Here is a 16,606-nt window from a genome sequence, read left to right on the forward strand (position 1 = left end):
CGGTTAGCGTTGGCGGCAGGTAGGTGGCCGCGAACGTGATGCCGGGAGGGTGAGCATGGTTGAGGTGCTGGCGGAGTTGCAGGATCGGACGTTCGAGCGGGCGACGGCGGCGACGGCGCGCACCTATCCGCCGGAGCGGCGGCTGACGCCCGAGCAGTTGACGAGTTATCTCAGCCGGCGCGAGTACGCGGTCGTCGGTACCACTCGCCCTGATGGTCGCCCGCATGCGTCGATGTCGATGTACATCCGCAGCGGCAGCGCGTTCTGGCTGCCGACGGTCGACGGATCGGTCCGCGCCCGCAACCTGCGCACCAACCCCTGGCTCACCATGGTCATCGCCGAGAACGACGACGAAAGCCACATCGCCGTCATCGCCGAAGGCCCCGCCGAACTGGTCCCCCTCGACGACCTCCCCGCCGACCTCCGCACCGCAGTCGACCAGAACTGGCCCCACGTCTGGAAATGGGTAGGCCTCTGGATCGTCCTCAACACCGAACGAGTCCTCTCCTACGCCGCCGAAGACGCCGAACCGTAAACACGCCCACCGCGGTTCTTTCAGTCGTCGGCTTTCCAGAAGAATCTGTTCGAGGTGTAGGTGCCTTCGGGGCCTGTGACGGTGACCCAGGTGAGTTGGCCCACGGCGCTGCAGGGGAACTGGTCGGGGACGAGGAGTTGGCCCTTGGAGTCGGTCTTGGTGCTGTAGCCGGGGTTGAAGTTGCCCCACTCGGAGGTGTACGGCTTGATGCTGTACGTCGTATCCGGTGTCAGGTTCTCGATCCGGACCTGGACGTACGCGCACTCGGGGTGCTGGCAGTCGTCGCCGTACGTCGTACCGTCGCCTCGCGAGGCCACGATCCGCTTGGTGGGCTGCTCCTTGCCGACTGAGGTCGCCCGGAGAAGGGTGTACTTGCCGACCACCTCCTGCCCGTCCGACGCCTTGGTGATCGCGCGGACGTAGAAGTCGGAGTACTTCCCGTCGGTCAATCCGCTGATCGTCGCGGTGGTGGTGGTTGACCGCACCCGGACCGGCGCGGTCTTCGACCCGATCGACACCTCGTACCGCAGGAACGTGCCGTCGCCCATCGTCGGCTGCATCCACTCGAGTGTCAGCGACCCGCTCGTACCGTCGTTCCGCACCAGGAGTTCGCGCGGTGACTCGGCCGGGTTCCACTTCAGCTCGACCCGGTTGGACTTGACCGCGGGCCCGTTGCCGGCGCTGTTCACCGCGTAGATCGTGAAGTAGTACGGCGTTTTCGTCTTCAGGCTCGGGATCAGCGCGGACCGCGTCGAGCCGCTGACCGTCGTCGATCCGCCGGTCCAGCTCAGCTTGTACGACGTGATCGTCGCGCCATGGGCCGCGGCCGCACCCCACGAGACGACCGCCCCGCCGTCGATGATCCGGGCCACCACGTTCAGCGCCGCACCGGGCCGCCCCGGCTTCACCGGCGGCGGAACCGGCGGGATGGTCTTGCGGGTCGGCGGTGGCGTCTTCGTCTTACCGGGATCCGGTTTGTCCGGCGTGTGTTCGTTGCCGGGCCGATTCGTCGGCGTGGTCCGCCGCGGCTTCTCCGGCTTGTGCGTACTGGGCGGAGTGCTAGGCGGAGTACTCGGCGGAATGGTCTTCGGCGGCACCTTGGTCTCAGGTTTGACCGGTGGCGTGATGGTCGGCTTACCCGTGTTCTTGGGGCTGGGCTTGTCGCCGCGATCGTCACCGGTGCCGATGTCCACGGACTCGGTCTCGCCGTCGCGGTCGACCACGACGACGCGGTCGCCGATCCCGTTCTCGACGTACACCCGGGAGTCGTCACCGCGGTACAGGTTCGCCTCGGGCTTCTCGCGCCCGTCGGCCGGGCGGGTCGGGATCTTCGCCTCGGCGACCTGCTTGCCGTCGCGGCCGAGGGTGATCAGGTGGGAGTTCTTCCGGTCCAGCAGCGCGATCCCGTCGCCGGAGGACGCGACTTTGTCGAAGGTCCCCTTCGGGAGCGGTGTGCTGATCGGCGCCTCTGGCTTGTCGGGGTGCGTGATGTCGACCAGGTGCAGCCGATTGTGGTCCCGATCGACGATCGCGAGCCGGCCGTCGACGTCGTTGCCGGCGACGAGCGCGTCGTCGGGTACGTCGATATCGCCCAGATCGGGACCGGTGTCCATCCCGCCGGCATTCAGCGTGTACACCTGCCGCGCGGTCAGGTCGACGAACACGGCGTTCGCACCGACCGCGGTCAGCGCGCCCTTGTGTCCTTTAGGAGTCGTCGCGGGACAGGACATCCGGTCGGCGCTCATCGGCAGCCGGCACAGGTCGCCCTCGCCGACGCGGTGCACCCACAGCGTGCCGTCCGACGTCACGATCGGGTCGCCGAGCGGCCCGGCCGGAAAGGCGATCGTCTCCTTGTCGCCGAACCGTACGACCCGCCCGGCCTGCTTGTACACGGCGAATGCCGCACCGGCCGCCTCGAGGCCGACCGGCTGCTCGTTCGTCGCCGGCGGCTGCACCGGGTCCAGGACGGTCAGGTCGGACTTGCCGAACTGGTCGATCCGCGACCGGGACAGCACGTACCCCTGCTTGTCGGTCTGAACGACCTGCGCACCCGGTGTCGCGGTCTTCACCTCGGTGTCCGCGTCCACCTTGCCGGTCGCGCCGTCGAGGTGGAAGATCCGTCCGACAACGCTGTTGTAGACCCAGTGACCGGACTGCGTGAACTTCACGCCGCTGTCCGGGTCCCCGGCGCCGGTCAGCACGACCACGCTCATCAGCGCGACGCAACCGGCCACCACCGCGGCCAGTGTGGCCTCGGAGCGGCCACGCCTGCGGAGCAGTTCGGTGATCCGCCGGGGGCGGAACGGGATCGGCCTCACGGACTCAGACTAGGCGATCGGGGTCCAGAACCGGTCCATAGTCCGTCCAGCGTCAGCCGCTGCAGGTAGCACCGCGGATGGCCCGCGGCGCGCTCTCGAACTTGTCCACGCCATCGGTGCCCTGCACAAGGAAGCAGTACTTGAGGCCGCTGCTGACTTGCACAGTCAGTGAAGTCATCTCGCCGCGCAGCGTCGTCTGCGGCTGTTTGGCGCCCTGCTCCGCGACGATCACGGCGTACGTCAGCCGCGGCGGGCCCGACCAGGTCAGGACGACCGAAGTGCCCTTGTCCACAGGCGGGTTCAGCTTGATCGTGGCCTGTTTCGGGGCGGTCGGCGTCGGGGCCGGCGTACTGATGGCGGGCGGTGGCGCGGCCACCCGATCGGCCGGGTCGTCACTGCCCGGGCGAAACACCACCGGTACGACGGCCACCAGCGCGACCGCGGCGCCCGCGCCGATCAGCAACGGTTTCCGGGACTTTCCGGGCGCAGGCTTGATCTTGTCCGGCTTCTGCTTGGCCGGCTTCTTCTTCGGTGCTTCGACGACGGCCAGCGGAACGCTCCGGCCCGCGGCCAGTTCGTCGCGGAAGTCGTCGAAGTCCAGATCGTCCTCCGGCTCGGCCCCCGCCCCGGCCAGCAACGCCTCGAACTCGCGGAGCACGGTCGCCGCCTCCGGACGGGCGTCCGGTTCCTTGGCCAGCATCCGCTGCAGCAGCGCCGACAACGCCGGCGGTACGTCCCGGCCGGTCACCTCCGCGGGCGGTTCCCGCAGGACCCGCAGTACGACGCCGTCCGGCGGCTCACCGGTCCGCGCCGGGAACGGCGGCCGCCCGGTCAGGGCCAGATACAGTACGGCGCCCAGCCCGTACACGTCGGCCGCCTCGGACAGCTCGCCTTCCCGCAGTACCTCCGGAGCCGTGTACGCCGCGTCGCCCATCAGGTCGCGCGGGAATCGCAGGCGGAGCGCGAGCCCGAAGTCCGACAACGCGGGCTGCCCACTGGACCGTTCGAGCACGTTCGCGGGCGTCACCCCGCCGTGCACCAGCCCGGCATCGTGCGCCTCGGCCAGCACCGAGCTGAGGATCTGCCCGAGGACGATGACGTCCCCGATCGGCAGCGGACCTCCTGCGACCAGATCCGGCAACGCCTGCGGGCAGAACTCCATCCGCAGCGCGGTCCGCCCGTCCGGCAGGTCGTCCAGCGACTCCACCCGGACGATCGACGGCGCCGACCGCAACTGGGCCAGCTTCGCCTGCTCGACCTCGATCCCGTTGTAGGTCCGCCGATCGAGCGGCTGCGGGTAGACCTTCACCGCGACCGTCCGCCCGCCGGGAGGCGCCAGCAGGTACACCGTGGCCACCGGCCCGGTGGCCCGCGGCACCAGCGCATCGGGGGAGATCTCAGCCATCAGGGTCATCTTGTCATCCCGCAACGTCCAGGTACGCGCATCCGCGTGCCACCAGGAACCGCAGGTCGCCGAGGATCTCGGCCAGGGCCGCATCGGGATCGGGCTGCCCGGATGGCTCCGCGGTCACCGTCGCGCGGACCTCGCAGCTGTGCCACAACGTCGGCGCCACCGAGCCCCATTGCCACAGCTCGTAGCAGTCCGGGTCGAGGATCGCGGCGGTCCCGAGGCCGGGAATCCCCACCGCGTGGCCTTCGAGCCGGTCCGGAGCGTTGCCGAGGCCAACGAACATCACGTCAAGCCGGTGGTGCTGCGCAAACGTTCTACCTTCGTCGACGACCGCGAGCAGTCCCGCGCCGGCGAGCCGTTCGACGTACGCCGCCGCTTCCGCGATCCCGGCCCGCTGAGCATGGACGACGACATCGTCGACGGTCCACGCGCCCTTGCCGACCTCGGGCAACCCGTGGGCCAGCACCCAGACCGCGAACGCGTCCGCATCGATCCGGTGCTGCCGCCACCCGACCCGGACGACCTGCTCCTGTTCGCGAATCCCGTTGTAGTGCCCGATCGGGAAAACGAGTGCGGTCATCGGAGCCTCCGACGGTCGAAGTACGCCGCTCGCACGCAGAGCAGACCGTGGATCTGCCCGAGTACGCCGGAAAGTACGTTCCGCGGATCCGTTTCCTCGGGTGCCGTAATCCCTGCCTGCACGGCAACCTTGGCCGCGTCGTGGCAGCCGGTCCACAGCTCCGGTGCGAGCTGCGCCCACATCAGAACGTCGTACACGGCGACCGAGACCTGCGCGACCGGCTGGTTCAGCAGTCCGACGGTCTGCATCCACGGCTGGTCCGGATCCGGCCCGAGTCCTTGCAGTAATGGGAAGAGCTGATGTTCGGCGGCGAACTCGACCGCGTCGTCCGCTTCCGGATCGACCGCCGCCAGCAGCCCGTCGCGCAGGAACCGTTCGGCGACCTCGGCCGCCTGCCCCGCCCCCAGCCCGACGGTGACGGCGCGATCCGTCAGCGACGACCGGGTCGGCCGGTCCTGGTCGTCGATCCCGTGCGCCAGCAGCCAGACCACGAACTCGTGGTCCTGCAACTCCGCGACCTCGACGCCGACCCGGACCTGCTGCCGACGCTCGTCCGCTCCCGAATACACCGCTCCCAGGTCGTGTCCCACCGGGATCAGCAGCTCTCGATCAGTCGTCACGAACAGCACGCTAAGGCGGCCTGGCGGACGGCGGTCGTGGACGGCAGGAAGCTGTCGCGCGCGCTCCCGCTCGCCCGATCGCCAAGACAGTGGGGGCATGAACATCACAGGTCTGGTCCGGGTGACAGTCGTGGCTCCCCAGCGGCGCCTCGACCTGGCCTTACCCGAACAAGCAGCAATAGCCGAGGTTCTCCCCGGCCTCCTGACGAAATCCGGCGAGCACCTCGCCGACCAGGGTGCTCCGGGCGGCGGTTGGGTGCTGCGGCGCAGCGACGGCATGGAGCTGAACCTCGGGCGAACGCTCGGCTCGCACCGCATCCGGGACGGCGAGATCCTGCACCTGGTGTCCCGCGGGCTCGACTGGCCGGAGTTGGAGTACGACGACCTGGTCGACGCGGTCGCGTCCGGCGCCGGGAAACTCGGCGTACCGTGGACCGCCCGGCACACCCGGATCGCCGGCCTGACCGGCGCCGCGCTCGCCCTGCTGGTCGTGATGGCCGTCGTGCTCCGCCGCGGTGCCCCATGGGCCGACGCCGCGAGCTGGTTGTTGCTCACGTCGGCGCTGCTGGTCGCCGCCGGGGTCGCGCTGGCCCGCGTGGTCGGAGACTCGGGCGCGGGCGCGTTGCTCGGCGGTCTCGGGCTCCCGTTCGCGGCGATCGGAGGCGGCCTGTTGTTCGCCGGTACGTCGACGTGGCCGGCGATCGGCGCGCCCCAGGTCCTGTCCGCCGGTACGGCGCTGATGCTCGCCGGAGTCGCATGCTACCTGGGGATCGTGGACAGCGGCTCGTTGTTCGCGGCGGCCATGAGTACGGGCCTGCTCGGCCTGATCGCCGGCTGGATCGGTACGGCGGAATCGTTCGACGGCCCCGACGTGGCCGCGATCCTCGGCGCCGCGACGTTCGCGTTCTCGCCCCTGCTCGGACCACTCGCGCTCCGGCTCGGGCGACTCCCGATGCCGATCCTGCCGCGTACGACCGCCGACCTGGTCCGCGACGATCCGCAACCGCCGCGCCGGCACGTGTACGGCGCGGTGGTCCGCGCCGACGGGCTGCTCACCGGCATGCTCACCGGCGTCGCGCTCGCGGTCTCGGTGTGCCTGGTGCTGCTGACCACGGACCGCAGTACGCCGGCCACCGTGCTGACCGGACTGCTCACCCTCGGATGCTTGCTGCGGGCAAGGATCTACCCGGTGGTGAAGCACCGCCTGATGTTGCTCACCACCGCCCTGACCGGAATCGCCTGTCTGGTCCTCGGTCCGCTGAGCGCCTCGACCGCCGACCCGGTCTCGCTGATCGTCCCGCTGATGGTCATGCTGGCCGCGATCACGATCTTCTGCGGCCTCCGGTACAGCACCAAGCTTCCGAGCCCGTACCTGAGCAGGTACGCCGAGATCCTCGAAGTACTCGTCACGCTGGCGCTGATCCCGCTCTCCTGCTCGGTGCTCGGCCTGTACGCCGTCGTACGGGGATGGGGAGGCTGACATGGCGACCAGGAAAGATCAGCTGCAGTCCCACCAGTTCTCGGTGCAGCGGATGGTGTCCGCGCTCGTCACCCGGGAGACCGACCCGGAGCAGCCGCCGTTCAAACGAGCCACGTCCGCGGCCTTCGGCGGGGTCGCGATCATGATCCTCGCACTGGCCGTCGTCTGGGTGTACGGAATGGTGGTGCCGGGCGGTAACAAGGCCTGGAGCAAGGGCGACAGCGTCATCGTCGAGAAGGAGACCGGCACCCGGTACGTGTACCTCGACGGCCATCTGCATCCGGTCGCCAACTACGTGTCCGCGTTGCTTGCCATCGGCAAACGAGGGCAGACACTGCGGGTGTCGCAGCGGTCGCTCGCCGGTGTCCCGCGCGGTCCGCGGATCGGGATCCAGGACGCACCCGACGCGCTGCCGCCGGCGTCCAAGCTGCTCGGCGGCGGGTGGACGCTGTGCTCGCAACCGTCCCACGACCAAGCCGGTACCCGGACCAGCGAGTCGGTGCTCATGATCGGGCAGCGGCCGGACGCCGGTACGCCGATGACCGAGGACGCGATGCTCGTCCAGGTGCTCGAGACCGGTGACCAGTACCTGCTCAGCGAGGGGTACCGGCATCGGATCGCCAAGAACGACGTCGCCACCGTCGCGGTCGCGCTGCATTCGCAGCCGGTCACCCGCGTGGGCGCGGCGTTCGTGGCGGCGCTTCCCGACGGTCAGCCGATCGCCCCGTTGCGGCCGGCAGAGGTCGGTACGCCGACGGGCGTCGTACCCGGCCGGCCGAAGACGCTGGTGGGGCAGCTGTTCTTCGTGCAGACGTCTGCGGGACGGCAGTACTACCTGGCGACGAAGAAGGCGTTGCTGCCGATCAGCGAGGTTCAGTACGACATCCAGCGCGCGTACGGTCCGCTCAAAGCGGCGTACAACGGTAAGTCGCCGACGGCGATCGAGCTCAACCTGACGGCCGTCAGCGAGGCCGAACTGCCGGCCGTCAGCACCGAGGAAGGCGCGGTGCCGCGTGATTGGCCGCGCTTCGTCGGGCCGCGGGACGGCATCGGTACGGTCTGCGCCATGTTCACCCCGGGCCAGTCGCTCCCCGCGATCCTGATCGATCCGGCGATGCCGCTGCCGGACGCGATGACCGCGACCACGAAACGCACCCGGCGCGACACCGTCCTCGCCGACCGCATCCTGATCACCCCCGGCACCGCCGCCGTCGTCGAGTCCCGCCCCTCGGACCGCGCCCCCGCCGGCACCATCTCGGTAATCACCGACATGGGACGCGCCTACCCCCTGTCCGACCCCAAGCTGATCCAGACCCTCGGCTACGGCGCAGTCAAGCCAATCCCTATCCCCGCCGCCCTGATAGCCCGAATCCCCCAAGGCCCCGGCCTCAACCCCACCACCGCCATCCAACCTGTTCCCTGAGCATCCAAAAGCCCGGCCCGAGATCCTCGGGCCGGGCTTTTTCAGTGATTCAGTTGGAGGGTCGGCGTTCCTGGCGCGTGGCTGGGGGAGCTGCCTTCGTGTCGGTGGCCTCCACCTTCCAGAGGTCCTCGTCGAGGAGTTGGAGAGTGTTGGCAGCCTCGGTCTTCTCCTTGCGCCTCCGGGTGTTCACCGGTACGGCGGGGAACGCGCCAGGCAGGTCCTTGCCCGCCCTGCCCCGCAGCCCGACCGGAACGCCCGGTGTATCGCCCTGCTGCCGATCACGCCGGCGGTTCCCGGGCGCGATCACGCCGTTCCCAGGCCGTCCGGCCTTGCTGCTACCGGCACCCGCCGCGCCACCCATCGGCGGCATCATCGGCGGCATCCCGCCACCAGCGCCGGCACCGGCAGCACCGGTCCCACCGGCAAGCCCACTCGGGGCACCCGGCGCACGCCCGCCGGACAGCGGCCCCTGCGACGACCCGGTCTCGGGGACCGCACGCGGCAACTGGGAGTCGACGCCGCCCTTCTGGCCAACACCTCCGCCACCAGGAACGCCCGGCAGCCCACCGCCGCCGACCCCACCGCCGCCAGGAACCTTGCCGACACCGCGTCCGCCAAGGGCCCCGCCCGGTACCGCTCCAACCGGCAGCGTACTCATCGGCGGCACACCCGGCGTCTGAGTCGTAGGCACGCTCGGCACGTTAGGCAGCGAACCTTCGAACCGAGGGACCATCGTCGAGGCCGCAGGCATCCCGGCCAACCCGGTACCGCCACCGGGCACCCCAGGAACCGACCCCGCACCGGAGCCACCGGCTCCGTCCATCCCGCCTGCGCCCTCACCCGCACCGGCGCCGGCCTCCTGCGCCCCGCCGCCTTGGTCGGCCGGGCCCGCCTGCTGACCACCGGGATCGGTGGCCGCCGGGTCGGCGCCCGTAGGCCCGCCCGGTGAGCTGGGCGCCGAGGGCGTGCTGCTCGGCGTACTCGACGTAGGCGCACCGTTCCGGCTGCCCGGACCGTCCCACTTCAGCTTGGCCGCGTCCTCAGTAAGAAACGACCCAGCGACGCTGAACTTCTCCGCGAGCCCAATCATCGCGTCGCCCGCCGCACGCAACGGAACCCTTGCCTTTTTCGCCCAGCCGGCCTCGAACTGTGCGGCAGATTGCCGTATCGGCTGCGACGAGTTGTAGGTCTCCACCAGCTTGTTGAGTTCGTCTACTTTCGTCTCGACGGTCGCCGCCGTCGTCCTGATCTGCCCCGCCAGGGTGTTGAGCACACCCTGCACCGGAGCCATGCCGTTGTACGACGTCTCGAGTGAGGTCTCGGTGATGGTCCGCGCAGCCACGAAGTCCTTGGAATCCTCGCTGTGCCAGTCGTGCAGCAGGGTGTCGGTGACCGAGCGCAGCTCCAGGCGGGCAGTGTTCACTGCATCCGCGGACGAGTTCCACATGATTGCCGCTGTCTCCAGCGGGCCGCTGAGTTGCGCGTCCGTCCGCATCATCGTGCTGAGTTTCGTCATCAGCTCAACGCATACCTGGATCGACGGCGCGGCGTCGATCTTGCTGGTCCAGGTGGTGATGGACTCAGCGCCTCCGCCTTCTTGGTCTGCCATCAGTGGCCTCCTGCCGGTGCGGGGTTCGGACGGGGGTGGTCGATCTGGTAGATGATCGCGTGGCCGGGATCGAACACCTCGTTCGGCCGGACGTTGCCTTCCTGCGGTTTGAGCAGCTTGGACAGCCGGGCCTTGGTCACCTCGACGTTGCGGTCCAGCGCGCCGCCGATCTCGGTGATCGCGGACTGGTAGCCCTGCAGGCCGTCGGCGGTGTTCGACATGTACTGAACGAGCGTGTTGCGGGCCGCCCGTTCGACCTTCATGAAGGCGACGCTCTCCGCCGTTCCGCCGCCGGCGGCCGGCGATGCCGAGTTGTTCCCGGCGGTCCGCATCTTCGCGGAGAAGTCGTCGGTCACGTCGGCCAGGCCGCTGCCGGCGGTCTGGAATGCTTCTGTTCTGGCGTCTAGGTCCGCCATCAGTCCTCCTTGATCGGTGGTTGGGTCAGTTGGATCAGTTGGTTGGTGCCTTGACGGGTGATCAGCCAGCCGCGGCCGGGTGGCATCGGCTGGGCGCGGAGGCCGCCGAGGAGGGGACCCTCCTCGCGGCTGCCGGACATCAGCAGGCCTGGTGAGCCCACGTCGCGCATCCGGGCCAGGACGGGCTCGAAGAGCCCGCGCATGGCGCCGCCGGTCCGGCGGGCCACGTAGATCCGCAGCCCCAGATCGGCGGCCTGCGGGATGAACGGCAGCAGCGGCATCAGCGGATGGTTCTCCGCGGAGGCCACCAGGTCGTAGTCGTCGATCAGGACGAACAGCTCGGGCCCTTCCCACCAGCTGCGTTCGCGCAGCTGTTCGGCGGTGACCTCGGGACCGGGCAGGCGTTCCTGGAGCACGTTGGCGAGGCCGTTCACGAGTTCGGCCGTGACCGCGTGGTTGGTGCCGTACCCCAGCAGATGCTTACTCTCGACGTCGCCCAGCAGGCTGCGCCGGTGGTCGACGACCAGCAGCCGTGCCTGTTCCGGCGTGTAGGTCTCGCGAATGCGATGCGCCATCGTCCGCAGGAAGCCCGACTTCCCGGCGCCGGTGTCACCCAGGAGGATGAACGTCGGATCGGCGTTCGGGTTGAGCAGCACTGCCTCGAGGCTGCGTTCCGCGACACCCACAGCCAAGCCGTGTTCGCGGGAGCTCGCGCCGTCGTTGGTCGCGTACGGCACGTCACCGGGCAGCAGTTTGACCTCCGGCGCCGGCTTGCCCTGCCAGGCTTCCTTGACAGCGGCAACGAGTTCGCCCAGTCCGACGGAGACGCGGTCCTCGCTGTCGGTGAGTCGCGGCGCCGCGATCAGGAAGTGGTGCTTGCTCGTCGTGACACCGCGTCCCGGTGCATGCTCGGGGACGAGCGCCGCCGTACGGCGGTCGATCAGCGAGTCGATCGGATCGCCCAGGCGCAGTTCGAGTTTGGTACCGCACAGGTCGCGGATGTTGGTCCGCAGGTCGAACCAGCGCGCGACGCTGATGATCAGGTGCACGCCGTACGCCAGGCCGCGGGTGGCCAGGTCGCCGAGGGCCTGCTCGAGATCCTCGAAGTCGTTGCGGATCGTCTGCCAGCCGTCGATCACCAGGAAGACGTCGCCGTACGGCGAATCGCCCGCCTCGCCGCGCCGCCGCCGTTCGCGGTACGTCGCCATGCTGTCGATCCCGTCCTGTGCGAAACGCTTCTCCCGCTCGGCGATGATGCCGAGCAGCTCGATGACGGTCCGCCGTACGGCGTTGGTGTCCTGGCGGCCCGCTGTCGTTCCGATGTGCGGGAGGTCGCGGAGACTGGACAGCACGCCACCGCCGAAGTCGAGGCAGTAGAACTGCACTTCCTCGGGGGTGTGGGTCAGGGCGAGACCGGTGATGATGCCGGCCAGCGCGGTGCTCTTGCCGGTGTGCGGTGCGCCCGCGACAGCGACGTGGCCTGCTCCGCCCGACAGGTCCAGCAGCAGCGGGTCGCGGCGCTGGTCGAGCGGGCGGTCGACGACACCGGCGACGGTCTGCAGCCGTCCCGAGACGAACGAATTGTGGGGATCCGCGGCGAGTTGCGACAGGACCTCGCCCAGCGCCGGCGGCTTGTCCAGCGGAGGCAGCCAGATCTGGCGGGCGGGCGTACCCCGGCCTTCCAGGCGTTCGACGAGGATCTCGAGGAGGGTCTCGCCGCCGGACTCGTCGAAGACGCCATCCGGGTCGTCGTCCTCCTCGACCTCGTCGGTGACCGCGGGGGCGACGTACCGGCTGGAGTAGTCGAGCAGTTCGACCGTGTTGTCGTCCTGCAGCGGCAGGCTGTCCGCAGTCGGCCGCCGATGGACGCCGGACACGTACGCCGAGCGGAACCGATCCATCTGTTCGGTGCCGACTTTGAGGAAGCCATGGCCCGGGGCGCGCGGCAGCTTGAACGCGTCGCTGACGCCGAGCACGGTCCGGCTGTCGATCTCGGAGAAGGTCCGCAGACCGATCCGGAACGACAGGTGCGTTTCCAGCCCGCGCAGTCTGCCTTCCTCCAGTCGCTGGCTGGCCAGCAGCAGGTGTACGCCGAGCGACCTGCCGACTCGTCCGATCTGAACGAACATGTCGATGAAGTCGGGACGGGCGGTCAGCAACTCGGAGAACTCGTCGCAGATGACCAGCAGGGTCGGAACCTCCTCGAGCGGCGCTCCGGCCGTCCGCGCCTTCTCGTAGTCGCGCAACGACGCGAAGTTGCCGGCGGCCCGGAGCAGCTCCTGGCGGCGCAGCAGCTCACCGTTGATCGCATCGCTCATCCGGTCGACCAGATGGAGTTCCTCGGCCAGGTTGGTGATCACGGCGCTGGTGTGCGGCAGCGCGTCGAGTCTGGTGAACGTCGCGCCGCCCTTGAAGTCGACGAGTGCGAAGTTCAGCGACCGCGGCGGGTGCGTAATGGCGAGCGCCAGGACCAGCGTCCGAAGGAGCTCGCTCTTGCCCGAACCGGTCGCGCCGATCAGCAGCCCGTGCGGCCCCATACCCTCCTGGGCCGACTCCTTCAGGTCGAGTTCGATCGGCTGCCCGTCGGCACGCAGACCGAACCGGACCCGGAGCCGCTCCCGCATCGGCCGCGGCAGCCAGGTGTCGTCGGGATCGAAGTCGAACGGATCGCCCAGGTCGAGCAGCTCGGCCAGGCCGAGGTCAGCGCTCAGCGGCTGGTCGCCCTGCGAGCCGGCGGTGAGCCGGAGCGGAGCCAGCTGCCGGGCAAGTCCTTCCACAGCAGCGATGTCGAGGCTGTCGGCTTGTCCGAGATGCTCTTCGCCCTCCATGGTCTCAGCGGCAATGGCACCGTCGGCGGCGATGTCGAGGCTGATCGCGGTCGAGTCGATCGCCCGCGGCGGCGGCACGGTCAGGTCGAGCACCGTCACGCCTTCAAGCCCGGGGCCGACCAGCAGGTGGTCGGATCCGTCGATGTCCCCACCGGCGACGACCACCACCAGGTGCGGGCCGGTGACCCGTCCGGCGACGTCCGGATCGAACCGCGGACGATTGCTCACGACGTCGTCCAGCATCGCCTCGATCGCGGTGATCGATCCGGCGATCAGCCGGAGCGGTCCGAGTGCGTCGCTGCGTTCCGGGTGCAGGGTGTGCGGCAGCCACTTGGCCCACTCCCAGTCGTCGAGATCCTCCGCCGCGGCACAGATCGCGATCCGCAGGTTGTCCGGCGCCTGCAGCGTCACCAGTTGCGCGATCATCGCCCGGACCATCGCCCGCGACCGTTCCCGGTCACCCGGCAGATAGATCCGGCTGAACCCTGTGACCGCGATGGCGAGCGGCAACCCCGGCACGGTCGAGTACGTCGCCACGAACCGGCGCAGCGCCAGCGCGGACAGCGGTTCGAGGCGTTCGAGCGGCTGGGTATCCGGTGGGACCACTGTGGTGGCGGGGTTCTGCGAGCCGACGCCGATCCTGGTGGCGCCGAAGTCGATGTCGTCCTGACGGCGTTCCCACAGGCGATAGCTGCCGGCCAGCGCCCACAGCGTCTCGGGCGCCGGATGCAGGTAGCCCAGAGCTTCCCGTTGCTGTTCGATCGACCTGCTGAGGCGCATCCGCTGCTGCGCCAGGTGCCGCAGATACGTCCGCCGCGCCTGGCTCATCTCGGCCTTGCCGCCGCCGGTGCGGCTGAAGAACGCCATCACGATCATGCCCAGCATCGCCAGGCCGAAGAGCCCGAAGATCACATAGCGCAGGCCGCTGCCGATGCTCCCGGAGAACATCAGCATCATCGCGCCCATCATCGCGACCATTGGCAGCACCATCAGCATCTGCATCCATTGCCGGCCGCCCGGCTCCGGCACCTCGGGTGGTGCCTCGAGCAACAATTCGCCGCTCGGGAGCTCCGGGGCGAGCCGCCGCATCGGACGCCGGACCAAGATGGTCGCCATCGTCGAACCCCTTCCGTGAGGTCTGTCCATCAGGATCCTCACGCGCCCGTACGGGTCCGTGGACGCGGATGGCAGGAACGTGCCGCCCGGACCTCGCGATGTCCTGCGCTCCTTAGCTTGTGAGCGGAAGCACCTGACACGAAAGGAGACAGTCATGGCCGGAGCCTTCATTCAGGGCCTCACGCCCGAGATGGCGCACCACGCCAACCAGACTGCGGCGTACGCCGAAACGCTGGGGGACAACGTCCGCCGGTCCGCGGCGAACACCATGGATCTGGGCGGGTCGATGCGCGGTGAGGCGTACCAGACCAACGTCGCCGGGCACGAGAACTGGAGCCAGGCCGCCAGCCTGAAGGGCCAGAACCAGGCCGGAATGCAGTCCGACGGAATGATGCAGATCACCAACATCTACGACCAGCTGAGCGCGGGCAACGTGCACTCGTTCGGCACCGTCAACATGCCCACGGCCTGATCGGACAGAGAGGAGACACCGATGGCTGAGATCTTCCAGCAGTTCGGCGGCATGATGGACGCCGCCCAGGGATACCGGAACCTCGGTCAGGAGCGGATGACCGCCGCTCAGGACCAGGCGAGTGCCGCGAACGCACTCGCTTCCGGTGCGTGGTGCAGCGAGGACTACACCGACTATTTCGCCAACGTCCAGCTGCAGACCAACGAGACCCACGCACACGGTACGGACGCCGTGCAGCGAGGCACCGTGATGGACCAGGTCGTCGCCGACGGCCAGTCCACGCTGGCGACCTGCCGCGGCATCGCGGGCAGCCTGCGGGTCTGACCGCGACAGCATCCAGCGGATGAGCCCCAGCCGGAGATCCGGCTGGGGCTCGTCTGTTGGTGGACTCAGGCGTCGCGTTCCGGACGGGTGAAGAGGAACTCCGGCGGCAGATCCGTCGGTTCGCCCTTGGCGGTGCGGGCGATCGCCGATCGGCCGACGGCCCAACGGCGACGGTGCCCGGCTGTCATCAAACACGCCAGCAGGACGACGACCGCCATCGCGCCGGCGGCCAGTACGGCGGTACTCCGCGCCAATGATCCGCGCGACTGCCACCAGGCCGCGAGCGCGAGTGCGTGCTCGTCAGGTGGCGGAACATGGGCCGCAGGCAACTTCTTCGCCGCGCCGACCGCCATCCCTTCCGTGACGGCTCGATACGGGTCGACGATGCCGGCGCCGTACTCCTGGCTCCCCGTGCCACCGCGGGCTGGGTCGGCGGTCGCCATCAAGCGCTGGGCGACCTGCGCGGCGGTCAGCTTGGGCCAGGCGGCGCGCACCAGAGCCGCCGTACCGGCGACGAACGGCGCGGCGAAACTCGTACCGTCCTGGTAGGCGTGCCCGGCGACGCGGGTCGGTGCCAGCACCGAACCGCCGGGTGCGACCAGGTCGACGTACGGACCGACCTGGGAGGCGGTCAGCCGGGCCCCGGCGTTGTCGATCGCGCCGACGCCGATCACTCCCGGGTAGGACGCGGGGTAGGAAGGAAGTTTCCCGTCACCGCCGGAGCCTTGCCCGTTGCCGACGGCCGCGACCACCACGACGTCGTGCGCGACCGCGTACGCGATCGCCTGCCGGACTGGTCGTTCGTCGCGGAAGCCGGCCAGCGAGAGGTTGATCACCCGGGCGCGGGCGTCGACGGCGTACTTGATGCCCTTGGCAAGGATGTTCGGGTTGATCTCCTCGGTGTTGCCGGTGTTGTCCGTCTCCCGCTCGCTGACCCGCACGGGCAGGATCCTGGCTCCCGGGGCGATGCCTTCGAAGCCGACCCCGGGCCGGCCGTCGGCGGCGATGATGCCCGCGACCCCGGTCCCGTGCGAGATGCAGTCGTAGTTACCGGGCAGCTTGCCCTTCAGGTAGAAGTCGTGCCCGGGCAGAACCTTTCCGGGGCGGCGCAGCTGCGGATGGTCCGCGTCGACCCCCGAGTCGATCACCGCGACCGTCACCCCGCTGCCGGTACTGAACGGCCACGCGCGCTGCGGCATCAGCAGCTGCTGCGCCCAGGGCAGCAGCGTCTGCACGGGATGGGCCGGTTCGGCGTTGCGGCACGCGCCCTTGGGAGGCGCGGCGTACGCCGGTACGACGGTCGCGGCCGGCCCGAAAGCCAGCGCGGCGGCCACGGCGGCGGCCCCGAATCGGTTCTTCGCGTGGGATCTCACCCCCCGAGCGTCGGAGATCTCCGGTGGACCTGGCTCCGGGTGGCCGGAAGAGGTCAACCGCCGGAACGTGGCGCTTCCCGGCCACAGACTCTCGTTCGTCC

Annotated in this window: 13 protein-coding genes; 5 read left to right on the forward strand and 8 right to left on the reverse strand. The window is 69.5% G+C overall.

The annotated features are described in order from the left end of the window. Nucleotides 1–55: 55 nt before the first annotated feature. On the forward strand, nt 56–535 hold the full coding sequence (locus E0H92_RS36340; protein ID WP_131499405.1) for a pyridoxamine 5'-phosphate oxidase family protein: 480 nt from the start codon (nt 56–58) through the stop codon (nt 533–535). A 20-nt stretch (nt 536–555) separates the two neighbouring features. Here E0H92_RS36340 and E0H92_RS36345 read toward each other — a convergent pair whose 3' ends face one another. Genes E0H92_RS36345 through E0H92_RS36360 form a run of 4 tightly spaced genes read right to left on the reverse strand, consistent with a single transcriptional unit; the run spans nt 556 to nt 5,464 of the window. Further along, nucleotides 556–2,853: a fibronectin type III domain-containing protein gene (locus tag E0H92_RS36345; RefSeq protein ID WP_131499406.1), complete on the reverse strand. Its 2,298-nt coding sequence runs from the start codon at nt 2,851–2,853 to the stop codon at nt 556–558. 52 nt (nt 2,854–2,905) lie between these two features. Further along, nucleotides 2,906–4,267 (reverse strand): serine/threonine-protein kinase, encoded by a 1,362-nt coding sequence (locus E0H92_RS36350; RefSeq protein ID WP_165550181.1) that lies wholly within the window; start codon nt 4,265–4,267, stop codon nt 2,906–2,908. Nucleotides 4,268–4,271: 4 nt separating this feature from the next. Then, entirely contained in the window at nt 4,272–4,844 is a 573-nt protein-coding gene (locus E0H92_RS36355) for a hypothetical protein (protein WP_131499408.1), read from the reverse strand. Beyond that, entirely contained in the window at nt 4,841–5,464 is a 624-nt protein-coding gene (locus E0H92_RS36360; protein WP_131499409.1) for a hypothetical protein, read from the reverse strand. The genes E0H92_RS36355 and E0H92_RS36360 overlap by 4 nt, the downstream gene beginning before the upstream one ends. 97 nt (nt 5,465–5,561) lie before the next feature. Between E0H92_RS36360 and eccD the strand changes: the two genes are divergently transcribed. Then, complete coding sequence (gene eccD / locus E0H92_RS36365) at nt 5,562–6,944, forward strand: type VII secretion integral membrane protein EccD (protein ID WP_131499410.1); 1,383 nt, start codon at nt 5,562–5,564, stop codon at nt 6,942–6,944. Nucleotide 6,945: 1 nt separating this feature from the next. Continuing rightward, complete coding sequence (gene eccB / locus E0H92_RS36370; protein ID WP_131499411.1) at nt 6,946–8,367, forward strand: type VII secretion protein EccB; 1,422 nt, start codon at nt 6,946–6,948, stop codon at nt 8,365–8,367. 49 nt (nt 8,368–8,416) lie between these two features. Here eccB and E0H92_RS36375 read toward each other — a convergent pair whose 3' ends face one another. Genes E0H92_RS36375 through eccCa form a run of 3 tightly spaced genes read right to left on the reverse strand, consistent with a single transcriptional unit; the run spans nt 8,417 to nt 14,336 of the window. Next, the gene (locus E0H92_RS36375; RefSeq protein ID WP_131499412.1) at nt 8,417–9,976 is read right to left on the reverse strand and encodes a hypothetical protein; all 1,560 of its coding nucleotides are present in this window, start codon (nt 9,974–9,976) and stop codon (nt 8,417–8,419) included. Then, nucleotides 9,976–10,392, reverse strand: a complete 417-nt coding sequence (locus E0H92_RS36380; protein WP_131466290.1) for a hypothetical protein — start codon at nt 10,390–10,392, stop codon at nt 9,976–9,978. Before E0H92_RS36380 ends, E0H92_RS36375 begins: the two co-directional genes overlap by 1 nt. Beyond that, the gene (gene eccCa / locus E0H92_RS36385) at nt 10,392–14,336 is read right to left on the reverse strand and encodes a type VII secretion protein EccCa (protein ID WP_131499413.1); all 3,945 of its coding nucleotides are present in this window, start codon (nt 14,334–14,336) and stop codon (nt 10,392–10,394) included. The genes E0H92_RS36380 and eccCa overlap by 1 nt, the downstream gene beginning before the upstream one ends. 154 nt (nt 14,337–14,490) lie before the next feature. Between eccCa and E0H92_RS36390 the strand changes: the two genes are divergently transcribed. Then, nucleotides 14,491–14,808 carry a hypothetical protein gene (locus tag E0H92_RS36390; protein WP_131466286.1) on the forward strand — a complete coding sequence of 106 codons (318 nt, stop codon included), beginning with the start codon at nt 14,491–14,493 and terminating at the stop codon, nt 14,806–14,808. Between the two features lie 21 nt (nt 14,809–14,829). Continuing rightward, entirely contained in the window at nt 14,830–15,132 is a 303-nt protein-coding gene (locus E0H92_RS36395) for a hypothetical protein (protein ID WP_130388674.1), read from the forward strand. A gap of 65 nt (nt 15,133–15,197) precedes the next feature. Here E0H92_RS36395 and mycP read toward each other — a convergent pair whose 3' ends face one another. Then, nucleotides 15,198–16,505, reverse strand: coding sequence for a type VII secretion-associated serine protease mycosin (mycP, locus tag E0H92_RS36400; protein WP_238173750.1), 1,308 nt, complete (start codon nt 16,503–16,505; stop codon nt 15,198–15,200). Nucleotides 16,506–16,606 lie beyond the last annotated feature (101 nt).

It is taken from the genome of Kribbella speibonae, from assembly GCF_004331375.1.
GTDB classification, from domain to species: Bacteria; Actinomycetota; Actinomycetes; order Propionibacteriales; family Kribbellaceae; genus Kribbella; species Kribbella sindirgiensis.

Excerpts from the sequence above, each read along its gene's own strand:
- E0H92_RS36375 (WP_131499412.1), bottom strand. The coding sequence starts at position 9,976 with ATGGCAGACCAAGAAGGCGGAGGCGCTGAGTCCATCACCACCTGGACC.
- E0H92_RS36340 (WP_131499405.1), top strand. The coding sequence starts at position 56 with ATGGTTGAGGTGCTGGCGGAGTTGCAGGATCGGACGTTCGAGCGGGCG.
- E0H92_RS36355 (WP_131499408.1), bottom strand. The coding sequence starts at position 4,844 with ATGACCGCACTCGTTTTCCCGATCGGGCACTACAACGGGATTCGCGAA.
- E0H92_RS36350 (WP_165550181.1), bottom strand. The coding sequence starts at position 4,267 with ATGACCCTGATGGCTGAGATCTCCCCCGATGCGCTGGTGCCGCGGGCC.
- eccD (WP_131499410.1), top strand. The coding sequence starts at position 5,562 with ATGAACATCACAGGTCTGGTCCGGGTGACAGTCGTGGCTCCCCAGCGG.
- E0H92_RS36380 (WP_131466290.1), bottom strand. The coding sequence starts at position 10,392 with ATGGCGGACCTAGACGCCAGAACAGAAGCATTCCAGACCGCCGGCAGC.
- E0H92_RS36395 (WP_130388674.1), top strand. The coding sequence starts at position 14,830 with ATGGCTGAGATCTTCCAGCAGTTCGGCGGCATGATGGACGCCGCCCAG.
- eccB (WP_131499411.1), top strand. The coding sequence starts at position 6,946 with ATGGCGACCAGGAAAGATCAGCTGCAGTCCCACCAGTTCTCGGTGCAG.
- eccCa (WP_131499413.1), bottom strand. The coding sequence starts at position 14,336 with ATGGCGACCATCTTGGTCCGGCGTCCGATGCGGCGGCTCGCCCCGGAG.
- E0H92_RS36390 (WP_131466286.1), top strand. The coding sequence starts at position 14,491 with ATGGCCGGAGCCTTCATTCAGGGCCTCACGCCCGAGATGGCGCACCAC.